At 50.2% G+C, this 15,758-nt stretch carries 13 protein-coding genes and 2 riboswitches; of the genes, 11 read left to right on the top strand and 2 right to left on the bottom strand.

The window, feature by feature from the left end:
* Window positions 1-172 precede the first annotated feature (172 nt).
* The gene (locus tag EYQ01_04325; GenBank protein ID HIE65030.1) at window positions 173-2,254 is read right to left on the bottom strand and encodes a thioredoxin domain-containing protein; all 2,082 of its coding nucleotides are present in this window, start codon (window positions 2,252-2,254) and stop codon (window positions 173-175) included.
* A 384-nt stretch (window positions 2,255-2,638) separates the two neighbouring features.
* Here EYQ01_04325 and EYQ01_04320 point away from each other — a divergent pair, with 384 nt between their 5' ends.
* The 11 genes from EYQ01_04320 (at window position 2,639) to EYQ01_04270 (ending at window position 12,797) form a co-directional block, all read left to right on the top strand.
* Window positions 2,639-2,890, top strand: a complete 252-nt coding sequence (locus EYQ01_04320; GenBank protein ID HIE65029.1) for a type II toxin-antitoxin system prevent-host-death family antitoxin — start codon at window positions 2,639-2,641, stop codon at window positions 2,888-2,890.
* Window positions 2,890-3,303 carry a PIN domain-containing protein gene (locus EYQ01_04315; protein HIE65028.1) on the top strand — a complete coding sequence of 138 codons (414 nt, stop codon included), beginning with the start codon at window positions 2,890-2,892 and terminating at the stop codon, window positions 3,301-3,303. The genes EYQ01_04320 and EYQ01_04315 overlap by 1 nt, the downstream gene beginning before the upstream one ends.
* A gap of 150 nt (window positions 3,304-3,453) precedes the next feature.
* Window positions 3,454-3,651: riboswitch (cobalamin riboswitch) on the top strand.
* An 88-nt stretch (window positions 3,652-3,739) separates the two neighbouring features.
* Window positions 3,740-3,909: riboswitch (cobalamin riboswitch) on the top strand.
* Between the two features lie 22 nt (window positions 3,910-3,931).
* Entirely contained in the window at window positions 3,932-5,851 is a 1,920-nt protein-coding gene (locus EYQ01_04310; protein ID HIE65027.1) for a TonB-dependent receptor, read from the top strand.
* Between the two features lie 69 nt (window positions 5,852-5,920).
* The gene (locus EYQ01_04305) at window positions 5,921-7,003 is read left to right on the top strand and encodes a threonine-phosphate decarboxylase (protein ID HIE65026.1); all 1,083 of its coding nucleotides are present in this window, start codon (window positions 5,921-5,923) and stop codon (window positions 7,001-7,003) included.
* A 31-nt stretch (window positions 7,004-7,034) separates the two neighbouring features.
* On the top strand, window positions 7,035-8,000 hold the full coding sequence (locus EYQ01_04300) for a cobalamin-binding protein (protein HIE65025.1): 966 nt from the start codon (window positions 7,035-7,037) through the stop codon (window positions 7,998-8,000).
* A 2-nt stretch (window positions 8,001-8,002) separates the two neighbouring features.
* Window positions 8,003-8,590, top strand: a complete 588-nt coding sequence (locus tag EYQ01_04295; protein HIE65024.1) for a cob(I)yrinic acid a,c-diamide adenosyltransferase — start codon at window positions 8,003-8,005, stop codon at window positions 8,588-8,590.
* Window positions 8,587-9,276 carry an adenine nucleotide alpha hydrolase gene (locus tag EYQ01_04290; protein ID HIE65023.1) on the top strand — a complete coding sequence of 230 codons (690 nt, stop codon included), beginning with the start codon at window positions 8,587-8,589 and terminating at the stop codon, window positions 9,274-9,276. The genes EYQ01_04295 and EYQ01_04290 overlap by 4 nt, the downstream gene beginning before the upstream one ends.
* Window positions 9,273-10,160 (top strand): ABC transporter substrate-binding protein, encoded by an 888-nt coding sequence (locus EYQ01_04285; protein HIE65022.1) that lies wholly within the window; start codon window positions 9,273-9,275, stop codon window positions 10,158-10,160. The genes EYQ01_04290 and EYQ01_04285 overlap by 4 nt, the downstream gene beginning before the upstream one ends.
* Window positions 10,157-11,221, top strand: coding sequence for an iron ABC transporter permease (locus tag EYQ01_04280; GenBank protein HIE65021.1), 1,065 nt, complete (start codon window positions 10,157-10,159; stop codon window positions 11,219-11,221). Before EYQ01_04285 ends, EYQ01_04280 begins: the two co-directional genes overlap by 4 nt.
* Complete coding sequence (locus EYQ01_04275; GenBank protein ID HIE65020.1) at window positions 11,218-12,024, top strand: heme ABC transporter ATP-binding protein; 807 nt, start codon at window positions 11,218-11,220, stop codon at window positions 12,022-12,024. The genes EYQ01_04280 and EYQ01_04275 overlap by 4 nt, the downstream gene beginning before the upstream one ends.
* A gap of 191 nt (window positions 12,025-12,215) precedes the next feature.
* Complete coding sequence (locus EYQ01_04270) at window positions 12,216-12,797, top strand: hypothetical protein (protein ID HIE65019.1); 582 nt, start codon at window positions 12,216-12,218, stop codon at window positions 12,795-12,797.
* Here EYQ01_04270 and uvrA read toward each other — a convergent pair.
* Window positions 12,794-15,646, bottom strand: coding sequence for an excinuclease ABC subunit UvrA (gene uvrA, locus EYQ01_04265; protein ID HIE65018.1), 2,853 nt, complete (start codon window positions 15,644-15,646; stop codon window positions 12,794-12,796). The two genes, EYQ01_04270 and uvrA, sit on opposite strands and share 4 nt — an antisense overlap.
* Between the last annotated feature and the right edge of the window lie 112 nt (window positions 15,647-15,758).

Below are 15,758 nucleotides of genomic sequence, written 5' to 3'. Positions count from 1 at the left end.
TCGTAGATTCTCCTCCTAAATTACTATATTGGAAAATTCTACTTCTGAGCACCTTTATATTTAGGGAGGATTACCCATCGTTGTAGAGAATCACGTTTCAAGGAGAATCGGTTTTGGTTTCACCGCTTGGTGCGATGAAAATGTCAGGTTGATCGATGACTGGGGGATTCATCTATCGGGTACTCAGGGCGGACTTGATGGTATTCCAATCTGTCATTGGGAGTGAGCAGGTGAAGTTATGGCAGATGGTAATTGTAGGTAAGCCATCCGTGGGGGTTTTCTCTCTTTCCGGAAAATTTGGACCGCTGGGGAAGTCCGCTTTCTCATCGATATCCCTGAAAAAGAGAACCTTGTTCGGGAGGTGAAGCCGATGGATTTTTGATAAAAGATCCTTCGTTTCAGGGGATTCCCGTTTTCCGAGCAGGAGGATTTCTTTCGGTTTTCTCAGATAAAAATCAGCTACTGCGATCATGTTTCCCATCCCGAACACATTTGCTCCCATGGCTTGTGAGAACAATTTCAGCGTAAGCTCAGCCTTCTTGAGATGATTTTTTTCACCACTCAGATAAAAAAGGCGCAGGAGAACCTGGATGGCCACTGCGTTTCCGGAAGGAATAGATTGATCGGCGGAGGCCTTGTAGCGGGTGACCAGGGTTTCATGATCCCTTGATGTGTAGAAAAACCCGGCCTCTGCAAGGTCATAAAACTGATTGATCATCTGTGTTGTAAAATTCTTTGCTTTTTCAAGATATGTCGATTCAAATGTTGCCTCGTAGAGATCAAGAAGGGCGTCAATGAAGAAGGCATAATCCTCTAGATAGGCATTAAGTTTTCCCGTACCGTCCTTATAGGTCCGAAGAAGACGTCCTTCTTTGCAGAGTGCCGTGAGAATGAAATCTGTCGCCTTCTTTGCCGCAGTAAGGTAGGACTCTTTGCCGGTAACAAGGTATCCATCCACAAAAGCAGAGATCATGAGGCTGTTCCAGCTTGTGATAATTTTTTCATCACGGAAGGGTTTAATCCTTTGCGTTCGTTCCTGAAGCAGTTTTTTTCTTGCTTCGGAAATCATTTTCTCGAGTGATTCCGGTGATTCACCGAGGTCCTCAAATAAGGACAAGATGGATTGGGTGATGTTGAGGATGTTTTTCCCTTCAAAATTTCCGGCAGAGCTTACGTCGTAATGTCGGCAAAAGATATCTCCGACCTCGTCTCCGAGGATGCCGTTTATTTCATCGGGGGTCCAGACAAAGTATTTGCCCTCGTGGCCTTCAGTATCGGCATCTTGTGTTGAATAGAATCCCCCCAAAGGATCGGTCATTTCCCGTTCGACATATTCGAGAATTTCTTCCCCGATCTTCATATGGAGGGCTTGTCCTGTCGCCTGGCAAGTCTGGAAATAGAGTCTCGCGAGTTGGGCGTTGTCATAAAGCATTTTTTCAAAATGGGGGACCAGCCAATGGGCATCGGTTGAATAGCGGTGAAAGCCTCCTCCAAGTTGGTCATAAATCCCTCCCGAGGCCATTTTATCCAAGGTCAGTGTAACTCGCTGCAGGATATCCTTATTTCCGCTTTTCTGGTATTGGCGAAGCAAGAGGCTCAGCGCCGGAGTGCTTGGAAATTTCGGAGCAGTTCCGAACCCGCCATTTTCTTCGTCAAAGATGCGTTCAAGGGCTGAGGTGGCACCTTCCAAGAGCTGCGGATTAATGGGTTGACCGGATTTTTCGGCCCGGCGACCCGACATCTTATCCAGGGCTTTTTTGACGTCGCGGACCGTTAAGGAAATATCATCTTGTTTTTCCCGGTAGGTCTCAGAGATTAGTGCAAGAAGCTTCGGAAACCCTGGCATCCCGTATCGGTCTTCAGGGGGGAAGTAGGTGCCGCCGTGAAAGGGAACCTTGTCGGGAGTCAGGAACATGGTCAGCGGCCATCCGCCGCCCCGTCGGATGAAAAGTTGAACTGCGTTTTGGTAGATCTGGTCGAGATCAGGGCGTTCCTCTAGATCTACCTTGATATTGACAAAGCCCGCGTTCATGATCCGGGCAATCGCTTCGTTCTCGAACGATTCGGTCTCCATGACATGACACCAGTGGCAGGCCGAGTAGCCGATGGAGAGGAGGACCGGCTTGTTCTCCCGCCTTGCCGTCTCGAAGGCCTCATCGCCCCAGGGGACCCAGTCAACCGGGTTATGAGCGTGTTGCTGAAGGTAGGGGCTCGTTTCTTCGATGAGACGATTTGTAAAACGATGTTCTTCCATGTGTCTGCCCTTCGTAAGATGAACGGGTTGCCGTTCTTCTGTCTATTTTAAGGTCTTCCGAGGTTTCTTGTAAACAGTAAAAGATTTGTAGGGATTCTGGGCTAAAAAAAGACTTCAATTCAGGCGCAGGTCGTTTAGGGAGTCTCCGAATAAATCATGACTTGCTTTTTGAGGGCTAAAATGTCCCGCTTCTGTGGTGCGAATCTTAAGAATAGCGGGCTATTCTTAAGATTCGCACCTTGAATCGAAATATTTTATCTCCTGAAAATTCAACCCAGACTTATTCAGAGGGTCCTTAGTTTAACTTTTCAGGCGGAAATACCCTTGACATGATTAAACTGGTTGATTAAACTGGTTGTATTGTAAGTATGGAGAGAAGAGAGCATGGGAAAGTCAACCGAAGTCAACGCTTTTGAGGCCAAGACGCATCTATCGGAACTGCTGCGAGAGACAGAACAAGGGCGATCTTTTGTCATACGTCGACGGGGAAAACCGGTGGCGCAATTGATCCCTCCCGCCAAGAATGATACAAATCCAGACTTTGTGCAACTCCTCACTCAATTCAAAGAAATTCGCGAAAAAATCAGCGAAACCCTCCGCATTCGAGAGCTGATTGAAGAAGGGCGCCGTTATTGATGGACTGGGTCTTGGATGCTTCGATGGCCCTTTCCTGGGGACTCCCCGACGAAAGTTCAAAGAGGGCAGATCGATTCCTTGCCCAGGCCGGGGTTGATACACGATACTGGGTCCCGGCCCTTTGGTGGGTTGAGCTGGCAAATGCCTTGACCATGGCGCGGCGAAGAGAGAGAATCACGGAAGCAGAAAGAGGGCGTCTCCTTGAACTCTATGGGACGCTCCCTCTTCAGACAGATACCGATCTGGATGTGGGTCTCTTATGGCGGCTACAAGCCCTTGCGCAAGATCACACGCTCTCCGCTTACGACGCAGCCTATCTTGATCTTTCTCAACGGAAGGGCTGTGGCCTTGCGACGTTGGATCAGAATCTTGGCCGAGCAGCGAAGGAGGCGGGGGTTCCCCTGTTTTTCTGACGTAAGGTATTCTTGTCGGCAACCAAGTTCTTATTTGCAGATACCTAATTGCTTTCGCACACCCTTAATAAAAGTCATATTGTTACTCTTTAGCTTCTCTAGATTTTCCTTTTGATTTTATCCTACTGCTCTGTTATAAGAAGGGCGACAATTAAAACAACCTGTTCGGGTGATCCCGGCGTCATGCTGGGGTTGAAAAGGGAATTCCGTGAAAATCGGAAGCGGGCCCGCCGCTGTGTTGGGAGACGAAACCCACTGATTGCCACTGTCCTGAGTGTGAGGACGGGAAGGTGTGGGGAGTAGAAGGATCCCAGAGCCAGAAGACCTGCCCGAACAGAACCTTACAAACTGTCTTCGATGGCCAAGACAGAGGAAGGGACGTATATTCCCCAGCCTTTATCCATTGAAGCTGGGGATTTTTTTGTTTTCAGAAGGGAGATCAAACAACTGAACGGCTGTTCGGGAAGGCGGTGAAAAACCGCTGCTGCCCCGCAACTGTGATGGGAACGAAACCACAAATGCCACTGTCCTCAATCGTGTTGGATGGGAAGGTTTGGGAGTAGGTCGCCCAGAGCCAGGAGACCGGGCCGTTTGGGATCACAAAAAACTTTCGAGGGAGAGGAAAATAATGAAAAGTTGGATCTTGCAATCTTGTGCTGGTTTTTTTCTGTCATTGATTTTTACAATTAGTCTCTTAGGTTACGCTCAGTCGGAGCAGCAATCCGAAGTAGACATCATAACCCTGGAGCCGATTGTTGTGACTGCGACGAAGATGGAGGTACCCGTGGAGAAGGTTGGGTCTTCCGTTACGGTGATTACGGCGGACCAACTGGCTGACAAACAGAGCCGGTTTGTCCTCGACGCGCTGCGCGATGTGCCGGGTGTTGACATTCGGAGGTCGGGCGGACCTGGTTCACAGACTTCGATTTTTATGAGGGGTACAGATTCGGACCACACACTGTTACTGATCGACGGGATGCAAGTACATGACGTGTCGGGCCCGAACGGAGCAGCAGTACTCAGCCACATCATGGTGGATAGTGTGAAAAGGATTGAGATCGTCCGAGGTCCACAGAGTACGCTTTATGGATCAGACGCGATTGGCGGTGTGATTAATATCATTACGAGGAAGGGGTCAGGGCCGCTACAGTTCTCTTTTTCCGTAGAAGGTGGTTCATTTGACACTTTTATTGAGCGCTTTAGTGCCAACGGCGGGAACAAGATGTTTAATTATTCTGTTGGTATCTCACGTACGGGGAGTAAGGGTTTTTCCACAAAACCACCCAACGACGAGGACGATCCCTACCGAAATGGGACTCTTTCCGGACGATTCGGCCTTGCCCCTTCAGAGACATTCGGCGTAGATCTTTTCGTCCGGTACGTCAGTGCGGATGTCGAATTTGATGCCGGTTCCGACCCAAAACTCTCAGAGACTGAATCTGAACAACTCATGTTAAAGATACAACCCCGCCTGATGTTATTTAATGGCCTGTGGGAACAAAATCTGGGAATTTGGATTCATAACATCGAGAGAGAGAATCAAGGCACCGGATTTGTGCTCCCATCAGAATTCGAGGGTGCTCTCTTTGGCATCGATTGGCAACACAATCTGTACGTGAACGCAATGAACACAATGACTCTGGGGCTGGAATTCGAGAACCAGAGTGCTGAGATCAAGGTCGTTTCATCTCCCAAGATCGATGTTGACACAGATAACCTTGCTTTCTACATTCAGGATCAGGTGAAATTAGGAGATCGATTCTCTGGCGTGGTTGGTTTGCGTGTGGATGACCACGAGAAATTTGGCTCGGCGGTAACCTACCGACTGGCGGGGGCCTACGACCTGAAGGAAACCAACTCTATTCTCCGCGCCAGTATCGGCACGGGTTTCAAGGCGCCTTCACTGGCCGAGTTATTCGATAGTTCTTTCGGTTCGAATAACCCCAATCTTGAACCCGAAGAATCCATTGGTTTCGACTTTGGTGTTGAGCGGTCTTTGCTTGACCGTAAGTTGATACTCGGAGCGACATACTTCTACAATGACATTGATGATATGATCGTCGCAGTTGTCGACGGGACAAGTTTTCCAAACACTAATGTCGAAAAGGTGGTGACCAAGGGGGTTGAGACATTTGTGGCGGTCAGCATGATCGAGAATCTGAGGACGCGGGTGAGTTATACCTACACGGACACAGAGGCCAAGAAGGCCGCAAGCTTTGGCCTTTCTCAGGGCTCTCAGTTGCTGCGCCGGCCACGGAATAAATTTGGAGTGGATATCAGTTATCGGTTTTTTCAGGAGAAAGCGCAAGCGGGACTGAATTTGCTCTACGTCGGAGAGCGAGAAGATCTCGATCCGATCAGCTTCGCAACTGTCACTGCTCCCGACTACATTGTGATGAACATTACGGCTTCGTTCGAACTACATGAGAATGTAGAAGTCTTTGGGCGGATCGACAATGTATTCGATGTGGATTATGATGAAGTACTGGGTTTTAATACGCCTGGTTTCACCGCATTTGGTGGTGTGAGTGCGCAATTCAATAATTGAGAGTTATAGCAAAGGCATCATTTGATGTGGCATCGTTCTGAGTAATGAATTTTATGTGGTTATCATGATATGAGTTCGGGAGATCACGGGGGGAATGTCTTTTCTTTTTCCAGGACACACGGATGCTGTGTTGAGGAGGTAAGTGACTTTAGCGCCAGCATCAACCCCCTGGGAATGTCTCCTTTGGCGATCAAGGCAATACAGGAGAGTCTGCGGTCTCTGGTTCATTATCCTGATCAGGAATGTATTGAACTTCGGGAAGTCTTGGCGCAACACCATGAGATTAAGGTCGATAAAATTCTTGTCGGAAATGGATTGACCGGGTTGATCCGCCTTCTTCCGGGGGCTCTCCGGTTTCGAAAGGTCCTCATTCCTGTTCCGAGTTTTTCTGAGTATGAGGCCGCGGCAGATCTGGCGGGATGTCATGTTGAGTTTCTGGTTCTTCGAGAGGAGGCGCGTTTTCAGATTATCCCCTCCGAGCTTATCGGAGCAATGGCCAGGGGAGTGGAGGCGATATTTCTTTGCAACCCCAATAATCCGACGGGGCATTTACTTTCAAGACACGAAATACTGAAGATCGTTCAAGCCGCTCAGCAGAAAGAGATCATGGTGATATTGGATGAGGCCTTTATTGATTATGCCGAACAGGCCTCTGTCATCGAGGAAACACCGCAATACCCGAACCTGATCGTCCTCAGGAGTTTTACAAGTTTTTTTGCGATGCCCGGGCTCCGTATCGGCTATCTTGTTGCCAATAGAGAGATCGTGAGTGTTCTGGAAAAGGCGCAGCCGCCCTGGTCGGTCAATTATCTTGCCGAGGTGGCTGCAAGGGAGAGCCTGAAGGATGCTTCCTACATCAAGAGAAGTTGTCAACTGATTGAGATGGAGCGCATTTATCTGTTTGACGCCCTTTCAAAAATCCCGGGTGTGGATGTTTACCGAACAGAGGCCAACTTTATCCTGTTTCGACTTTTAGAGAATTTTTTACAGGTCGAATCGCTTGAAACACTTTTTGTCCGAGAAAAGATCCTCATCCGAAATTGTGCTTCATTCCGGGGTTTGAACCCATGGCACATCCGCATCGCTATTAAATCGCATTCTGAGAATCAGAAGCTGGTTCGTCTATTGAGGCATATCCTGAATAAGATGTAAGGGCTGAAGGTGGCCGAGAGGAATAGATAAAATGCGTATCGTCTCATTTCTGCCCAGTGCAACCGAGATGATCTATGCCCTTGATCTTGGAGATCAACTTGTGGGGGTCACTCATGAGTGTGACTATCCGGAAACGGCAAAGATCAAGGCCGTGGTGGTAAGAAGTGCTGTCGCGATGGAGGGACTGACTCCGCAAGAAATTGATGCGGCCGTCAGCCGGGCGATCAAAGAAGGCAAGAGTATTTATACGGTGGACGAGGTGCTTATCAAAAGCCTCGCGCCGGACCTCATCCTTACGCAGGACCTCTGCCAGGTTTGCGCCCCCTTCGGAAACGAGGTTGGTCGGCTCCTGACACATCTTAAAAATCCTCCAAAAATTGTTTGGCTGACGCCGAATTGTCTGTTGGATATCTTTGAAAATCTCAAGCAGATTGGTGAGGCGACTGGAAAAGAAGCGGCGGCGGCGCGCGTCGTCCTCGGGCTTCAAGAACGGATCAACGCGGTTGTCGAGCGGACGCGCACATTGTCATCAAGACCTCGTGTCTTCTGTATGGAGTGGCTTTCCCCGCCTTATTGTGCCGGTCACTGGGTGGGTGAGATGGTTTCGTTGGCGGGGGGAGAAGACCGCCTGGCAAGAACGGGGCAGGACTCTGTCCGGATCAAATGGGAAGAGATCATTGCATATGCTCCGGAGGTATTGATATTGTCCCCCTGCGGATTTCATCTCCCCAGGGTACTTGAGCAGGCGCATCTCCTGACCGACTATCCAAATTGGGAGGAACTTCCGGCGGTCAAGAATGCTCGCGTCTTTGCCGTCGATGCCAGCAGCTACTTTGCCCGGCCCGGACCCAGAGTAGTCGATGGGGTAGAACTCCTTGCCCACCTGATTCATCCAGACCACTTTTCCTGGGATGGGCCGGAGGAGGCCTATAGCTGTTTAAGCATCGAGGCGCTCAAAACGTTACAGGCAAAGGGGAAAATCGAATATAAGAGGTAACAATGCGAATCACAAAGGTTTACACCCGTACGGGTGACAAAGGAAGAACACACTTAGCGGGCGGTGTGGCCATTGCGAAGGACCATCTTCGCATTGAGACTTATGGGACCGTTGATGAACTGAATGCCATCGTCGGGCTGGTTCGTGCCTTTATCGAGGATCTCCCGGAAAAGGTTTCAAAGGGAAAACCGCTTGATGAGGAACTCCACCGGATTCAGGACCGCTTGTTTGATGTGGGCGCGATAATGGCGACGGCTCCGGACAAGATCGGTAAAAATACACCGGAGATTACGGCGGAAGAGGTCCGTCATCTGGAAACCTTGATGGATGATTGTCAAAAGGAATTGGAACCGCTGAAAGAATTTATCTTGCCGGGCGGAGGAAAGGTTGCGGCTTTTCTGCATCAGGCACGAACGGTCTGCCGGCGAGCAGAACGGCTTTCTGTCCGACTGAACCGGGAAGAGTCGGTCCCGGAGGGAGCGCTCCAATATCTAAACCGCCTAAGCGATGTCTTCTTTGTCCTGGGCCGATGGATCGCCCTGGCGGATAAGGCCCCGGAGACCCTCTGGAAGAGGAGTCCGGATGAATGAAGAAACAGACCTGGCTGTCCTGGAGTAGTGGGAAAGATAGCGCCTGGACGCTCGAGATACTAAGACAGATGCCTGAGATCACGGTTACCGGACTCTTCACCACGGTAAATGCGCGCCACCAACGTGTTGCAATGCATGCCGTGCGTCTTGTTTTGTTGCGCGCTCAGGCGGAATCAGTGGGATTGCCGATTCGACTAATTAACATCCCAGATCAATGTAGCAATGTGAGAGATGAAGAAGAGATGAAGAAGGTTATCCTTGAAGCAGAGTCACTTGGGGTAACGCACATGGCGTTTGGGGATCTCTTTCTTCAAGATATTCGTGCTTACCGCGAGGCACAGCTTCTCAAGACAGGGATCAAGCCCCTTTTCCCCTTATGGCAAATCCCGACCCGTCAATTATCCCGAACAATGATTTCTTCGGGTTTACGGGCGATTATTACCTGCATCGACCCACGTCAATTGTCACCGTCCTATGTGGGTCGTGAGTTCAACGATTCCTTTTTGTCCGATCTCCCGGAGACAGTTGATCCTTGTGGGGAGCGGGGGGAGTTTCACAGTTTTGCCGTTGATGGTCCAATGTTTAATCGCGCGATTGAGGTTTACCCAGGGGAGATTGTAAAACGCGACGGTTTTATCTTCGCGGATTTAACGCCAAAATATTCCGAGCGCCGGGAAAAAGAATGAAAAGCTTGTTCCTGTTTTTCCTGCTGACATTCAGCACTATCCAGAGCAACACGGCAGAGTGTCGAAGCTTTGATCCGGTCTCGAAAGATGCTCTCCCCCAGCGTATTATTTCAATGACCCTGGGTACGGATGAAATCCTCCTCTCCCTGATTGATCCGGGGCGGATCCTTGCGGTCACCCACTATGCCGTCGATTCCGTAATTTCTAATGTGTCTGAACAGGCAAAGGTCATTCCCAATCAGATTCGGCAGGCGGGAGTTGAACAGGTGGCGGCACTTGATCCCGACCTTGTTCTGGTTGCAAGTTACACTTCAGCGGATGTGGTGAAGCAGTTGACGGAGATCGGATTTCCTGTTGTCCGCTTGGAGGCTTTCTCGTCGATTGACGGGATTAAGGAGAATATCCGGACGATTGGCCGAAGTGTGGGTGCATCAAAAAAGGCGGAGGAAGTTATTGCCGGAATGGTTCATCGGCTATTGGATTTAGAGGAGCAGATTTCGAGCTTTTCAGAGCGCCCAGGCATTCTTTCCTATAGTCCAGGAGGTTGGACCGCAGGAAGTGAGACAACCTTCCATGAAATGGTGGTACGGTCGGGGGGGAGAAACCTTGCGGCGGAGGTCGGGGTGAGAGGCCACAAAAAACTCTCTCTTGAAACCATTGTCACACTTGACCCGGAAATTATCATCCTCAGCGGGTGGCAGCCGGAAGAATCTGATTTTCTCGAAACGATCCGGACACACCCTGCCCTGGCCCATCTATCGGCGATTCAAAAGAAACGCGTCTATGTTTTTCCCGAGAGATATCTCACAACGGTATCACACTATATTGTTGATGCGACTTTAGCCATGGCCCGGCTGATTCATCCGACACGCTTTGAACCATGAGGGCAAAAATGCTTACGATCCAGAAACGAGCGCGAGTCTTTCCGGCGACAGCATTTATCCTCTTCCTGACGGCCTTACTGGCAGGGTGTATTGTTCTTGCAACCGCGACGGGAGCGGTTCAGATTCCTTATGCTCTGGTCACGAAGATTCTCCTGAACCGACTTCCTCTGGTTGAATTCTCGGGATGGGAGAAGGCTCAGGAGATTATTATCATGACGATCCGGCTTCCCCGTGTTCTTCTGGCGGTCCTGGTGGGAGGCGGACTTGCCATCACGGGCGCGACTCTTCAGGCTCTTTTTAGAAATCCGATGGCCGATCCCGGTGTCATTGGGATTTCGAGCGGTGCCGCCTTGGCGGCTGTGATTGCCCTCTCCTCCGGAATGGCGCTTCGCCATTACATGATCCTGCCATTTTCGGCCTTTTTGGGAGCATTGGGGACACTCTTCCTGGTTTATTCCCTGGCGACAAGACAGGGGAGAACGCCGATGGCCACCTTTCTCCTATCAGGGATTGCCATCGGCATCTTCATGGGATCGATTCTTTCACTGATCCTGACCAGGGTTTCTTCAATAGAAGCTTTCCGGGAGATCTTCTTCTGGTTGATGGGGGGGCTGGACGGGCGCGGATGGAGTCATCTTAAGATCGCTTCTTGGCCCATTCTGATCGGTTCCCTCACCCTGATTTTTTTTTCAAGGGATCTGAATCTTTTGATGTTGGAGGGAGAGGGCGGTTCGGCAGCCCTGGGAATGGAGGTCAAAACGGTTCAGCGGGCTTTGTTGGCTCTCACTTCTCTGGTGATCGGTACTGCGGTTGCTTTTTCCGGTACGGTACCCTTTGTCGGCCTGATCGTCCCCCATATTGTCCGTCTGATGATCGGCCCGGATCATCGCTATCTCATGTTCGCTTCTTTTTTAGCGGGGGCCAGCCTCCTCGTTGGGGCTGACCTGATGGCCCGGACAGTTGTTGCGCCGGAGGAGCTTCCCTTAGGAACGGTCACCTCTCTCATCGGGGTTCCTTTTTTTCTTTATCTGCTGAACAGGGATAGAGGGAATTCATTATGACAGCAAACGAACGAATCACGCTCAAAAATGTTTCGTTTTTCAGGAACGGTGTACCGATCCTGGAGGAGATTGATCTTCAGATTCGGGGAGGGGAGTTGGTTGGACTGATCGGGCCAAACGGTGCCGGAAAATCAACTTTACTGAAACTGATGATGAAACTGTGGAAGCCCACCGGGGGTTCCATTGTCCTTAACCAGAAGGCGTTGGAGGAATGGACACAAAAAATGCTGGCCCGGCAGGTTACCTATCTCCCACAAAATCCGGTCTTTGAGAGTGCCTTTACCTGTGAAGAAGTGGTTATGATGGGCCGGTACGCGCACCTGGACCGCTTTGAGCGGGAATCCGCCGGGGATGAAGTGATTGTTCGGGAGGCGATGGCTCGTACCGAGACGACACATCTAAGGGATCGCTTGATTACGGAGCTTTCCGGGGGAGAGCAACAACGGGTCCTTATCGCACGAACCTTGGCCCAAGAGGCGCAGCTGATCCTCTTGGACGAACCGACGGCCAATCTCGATCCCCATTACCAGTTGGATCTCCTAAACCTCATAGAATCCCTGGTTGAAAAGGGCTTTGCTGTGATGATGGCCATCCACGATTTAAGTCTCGCAGCCCGATACGCGCATCGCCTTGTCCTCCTTCATCAAGGGAGGATCATGGCAGACGGACATCCCGAGGCGGTTCTTACCCCCGATCATCTTCGATTTGTTTACGGCATAGAAGCCGAGGTTTCACGCCATCCGAAGACCGGACGGCTCTTTGTGGTTCCAATTAAACTTGAGGCACGTGATGCTTGTTCTTGAAGTCCGTTGATTCGTACAAGCTTTCACTCGGAACCCGTAAGTCCATGAAAAAGATAAATCCCATTCCTGCTCTTTCTTGTAGCAGGCTGGTCCTTTATTATGCGATCAATTTTTAATTGTTATTAGGAGAATAGAACTTGCGACTTCAACACCAAAAAGTCTGGAGAGATATCAAAACCAGTTTGTATCTGATGATCTTATTGTTGTTTACTACTGGGTGTGCCACGTATCGACCCACAAATGTAGATAATATTTGCGCGATCTTTCGTGGAGAAACAAACTGGTACGAGGCCGCTCGTGATGCAAATAAAAGGTGGGGAACACCAATCTGGATCATGATGGCGATCATGCATCAGGAATCACGGTTTGTTCACGATGCTCAACCCGCGCGTCGTTGGTTTCTATTCATCCCTCTGCCCCGCCGTTCCTCGGCCTATGGTTACTCCCAGGCTCTAAATTCTTCCTGGGCAGAGTACATCAAGAAATCGGGAAACGGAGGGGCCGATCGCGATGATTTTGAAGATGCAATCGACTTTGTTGGTTGGTACACTCATTCTACACAGCGGATACTGGGGATTTCCAAGTGGGATGCCTACAATCAATACCTCGCCTACCATGAAGGACGTGGGGGTTATAAACGTGGCACCTGGAAGAAAAAAGGCTGGTTAAAACAAGTTGCTAAAAAGGTTAAAATAAAATCAGCCAGCTATAACGCTCAAATGAAGGGCTGCAAGGCTGAATTGGATGATGCAGTGGATGGGTGGTTTTTTTAGGGTGTTGTCCTTGAAAAACTACCCTTCACCCTCTTCATGATCTTCTTCAGAAACTGTCCCGTATAAGAGTGCTTTATTTTTGCAAGCGCCTCTGGGCGCCCTGTGGCCACCACTTCGCCGCCCCCTGTTCCCCCTTCAGGCCCAAGGTCGATTACCCAATCGGCATTCCGGATGACGTCGAGATTATGTTCGATGACGACAACGGTGTTTCCCGACTCGGCGAATTGATTCAAGACATCTAAAAGCCTTTGAATGTCTGCAAAATGCAGCCCCGTTGTCGGTTCATCGAGGATATAAAGCGTTCGTCCCGTGGCCCGCTTGGAGAGTTCCTTCGAGAGCTTCACCCGTTGGGCCTCGCCGCCGGAGAGGGTTGTTGCGGATTGGCCCAGCTTGATGTAGCCGAGACCGACCCTTTGAAGCGTCTTCAACTTGGCCTGGATCGAGGGGATAGCTTTGAAAAAATGGATTGCCCTGTTGATTGTCATGTCGAGGACATCGGCGATATTCTTCCCTTTGTAAAGGATATCTAGGGTTTCCCTGTTGTATCGCTTTCCGTTACACACTTCGCAGGTGATATAAATATCGGGGAGAAAGTGCATCTCAATTTTGATGAGACCATCTCCATGGCAGGCCTCGCAGCGTCCTCCTTTGACATTGAATGAGTAACGGCCGACTTTGTAACCGCGCACTCGTGAGTCGGGGAGTTGTGCGAAGAGGTCACGGATCACGCCAAAGACGCCGGTATAGGTTGCCGCGTTGGACCTGGGTGTCCGGCCAATCGGGGACTGGTCAATGTGGATGACTTTGTCGATCTGTTCGATCCCCTCGATGGACTTACATGCCCCCGGCCTTTCGCTGCTTCGATAAAGTTTTTGCGCGAGATGCTTGTAGAGTACCTCCAGAACCAGCGTTGATTTTCCCGACCCGGAAACCCCCGTTACACAGGTAAAAAGTCCGATTGGAATATCGACTTGAATGTCTTGTAAGTTATGTTCTGATGCACCGTTAATTTTTAAATATCCCTTAGGTTCGCGGTGACGCTCCGGAAGGGTGATCGACCTTTCTTTTGAGAGATAGCGTCCTGTAAGAGATTTAGGCTCAGCAATGATCGCTTCCGGCCTTCCCTGAGCCACAATCTCGCCCCCGTGGATCCCGGCCGCCGGTCCCATGTCGATCACCCAATCTGCGGTCTGGATCGTTTCTTCGTCATGCTCGACCACCAGAACAGAGTTTCCGAGATCGCGCAAATGCCGAAGAGTCTTGAGCAGACGAAGATTGTCGCGTTGATGGAGGCCGATGCTGGGTTCATCCAGGATGTAAAGCACGCCGACCAAGGACGATCCGATCTGGGTGGCGAGCCGAATCCGCTGTCCCTCACCGCCGGAGAGAGAGCCTGCGACCCGGTCGAGGTTCAGATAATCCACGCCCACATTCACCAGAAAACCGAGACGTTCCCCGACCTCTTTGAGAATCCGCTTTCCGATCAGCGCTTCTTTTTCGCTTAACTTTAAATCATTGATAAACTGGAAGGCATCTCGAATAGAGAGTCGGTTTATCTCTGCAATTGAGCGGCACGAAATCTTAATCGCGAGACTCTCCGGTTTCAGGCGGTTCCCTTTGCAAGCAGAGCAGGCATTCATCCCCATATATTCTTCGATCTCCTGCCGGATATAGCTGGAATCGGTTTCTTTATAACGTCGGGCGAGATTTGGAATGACCCCTTCGAAGGGCTTATGATAGAATTCCCTTCGGTCATCATTTTCATAACAAAAACGAATTGCTTCTGTTCCTGAGCCGTAAAGGAGCATGTTTTGAATCTCTGAAGGAAGTTCATGATAGGGCATACGAAGGTTGAATTTATAATGATCTGAAAGGGCTTCGAGAACCTGATAATAGAAGGCCGAACTTCTTCGTTCCCAAGGGCGTATCGCGCCTTCCCGGACGGAGAGCATCTTATTCGGAACGATCCGATTGGGATCAATTTCAAGCGTTGTCCCCAGGCCGTCACACGCGGGACAGGCGCCATGAGGAGAATTAAATGAAAAGAGTCGCGGCTCGGTTCCCGGGTAACTCACACCGCAGTCAATACAGGCAAGGTGTTCGGAAAAGAGAAGGGTCTCCTCTCCCTTCAGGACGATGACAATCCCCTCACCCATCTTCGCCGCCAACTCCAGAGAGTCAGCCAGTCTCCTCTCCAATCCCTCCTTAATGACCAAGCGGTCGATGATAACCTCAATCGTATGTTTCTTATTTTTCTCCTTGATGGGGCTTTGCACTTCCTGTGAAAGATCGATGATCTTTCCGTCAATCCGGACGCGGATGAATCCCTTTTGTCGGATTGCACGCAGTTCCTTTTTGTATTCCCCCTTGCGGCCGCGGATGATTGGGGCGAGGAGCTGAATCTTTTCCCCTGTTGGAAACTGCATGATTGCATCGACCATCTGGGTAATCGTCTGGGAGGTAATCGCGCGACCGCATTTAAAACAAGTAGGATGGCCGATCCTCGCAAAGAGGAGTCTAAAATAGTCATAGATTTCGGTCACGGTCCCGACTGTGGAGCGGGGGTTCTTGCTTGTTATTTTTTGCTCTATCGAAATGGCGGGGGACAGTCCTTCGATGGTGTCGACGTCGGGCTTGTCCATCTGATCCAGAAACTGGCGGGCATAGGCCGAGAGCGATTCCACGTAGCGCCGTTGCCCTTCTGCGTAGATGGTATCGAAGGCGAGAGAAGACTTTCCTGATCCGGAGAGTCCGGTAATCACAACCAACTGATCCCGCGGGATCTCAAGGTCGATATTCTTCAGGTTATGCTCACGTGCCCCTTTGATGACAATTTTATGCTCTTTCATAAAGCCTCATCATAAAATCCGAAACTCTAAATTCTAGCATGCCGTTCTTTTGGTGTAAATTGAAATTATGCAATGCTTCCCCCTATAATGGGCGGTTGGGAGCAATGGTAAA

This window comes from Candidatus Manganitrophaceae bacterium, assembly GCA_012960925.1.
GTDB lineage: Bacteria > Nitrospirota > Nitrospiria > SBBL01 > JAADHI01 > DUAG01.
This window is presented reverse-complemented; position numbering and strand designations above follow the sequence as displayed.

Bases quoted from the DNA above. Each gene is read 5' to 3' on its own strand.
- EYQ01_04310 (HIE65027.1), top strand. From the start codon at position 3,932: ATGAAAAGTTGGATCTTGCAATCTTGTGCTGGTTTTTTTCTGTCATTG.
- EYQ01_04315 (HIE65028.1), top strand. From the start codon at position 2,890: ATGGACTGGGTCTTGGATGCTTCGATGGCCCTTTCCTGGGGACTCCCC.
- EYQ01_04325 (HIE65030.1), bottom strand. From the start codon at position 2,254: ATGGAAGAACATCGTTTTACAAATCGTCTCATCGAAGAAACGAGCCCC.
- EYQ01_04275 (HIE65020.1), top strand. From the start codon at position 11,218: ATGACAGCAAACGAACGAATCACGCTCAAAAATGTTTCGTTTTTCAGG.
- EYQ01_04305 (HIE65026.1), top strand. From the start codon at position 5,921: ATGAGTTCGGGAGATCACGGGGGGAATGTCTTTTCTTTTTCCAGGACA.
- uvrA (HIE65018.1), bottom strand. From the start codon at position 15,646: ATGAAAGAGCATAAAATTGTCATCAAAGGGGCACGTGAGCATAACCTG.
- EYQ01_04290 (HIE65023.1), top strand. From the start codon at position 8,587: ATGAAGAAACAGACCTGGCTGTCCTGGAGTAGTGGGAAAGATAGCGCC.
- EYQ01_04300 (HIE65025.1), top strand. From the start codon at position 7,035: ATGCGTATCGTCTCATTTCTGCCCAGTGCAACCGAGATGATCTATGCC.
- EYQ01_04280 (HIE65021.1), top strand. From the start codon at position 10,157: ATGAGGGCAAAAATGCTTACGATCCAGAAACGAGCGCGAGTCTTTCCG.
- EYQ01_04295 (HIE65024.1), top strand. From the start codon at position 8,003: ATGCGAATCACAAAGGTTTACACCCGTACGGGTGACAAAGGAAGAACA.
- EYQ01_04285 (HIE65022.1), top strand. From the start codon at position 9,273: ATGAAAAGCTTGTTCCTGTTTTTCCTGCTGACATTCAGCACTATCCAG.
- EYQ01_04270 (HIE65019.1), top strand. From the start codon at position 12,216: ATGATCTTATTGTTGTTTACTACTGGGTGTGCCACGTATCGACCCACA.
- EYQ01_04320 (HIE65029.1), top strand. From the start codon at position 2,639: ATGGGAAAGTCAACCGAAGTCAACGCTTTTGAGGCCAAGACGCATCTA.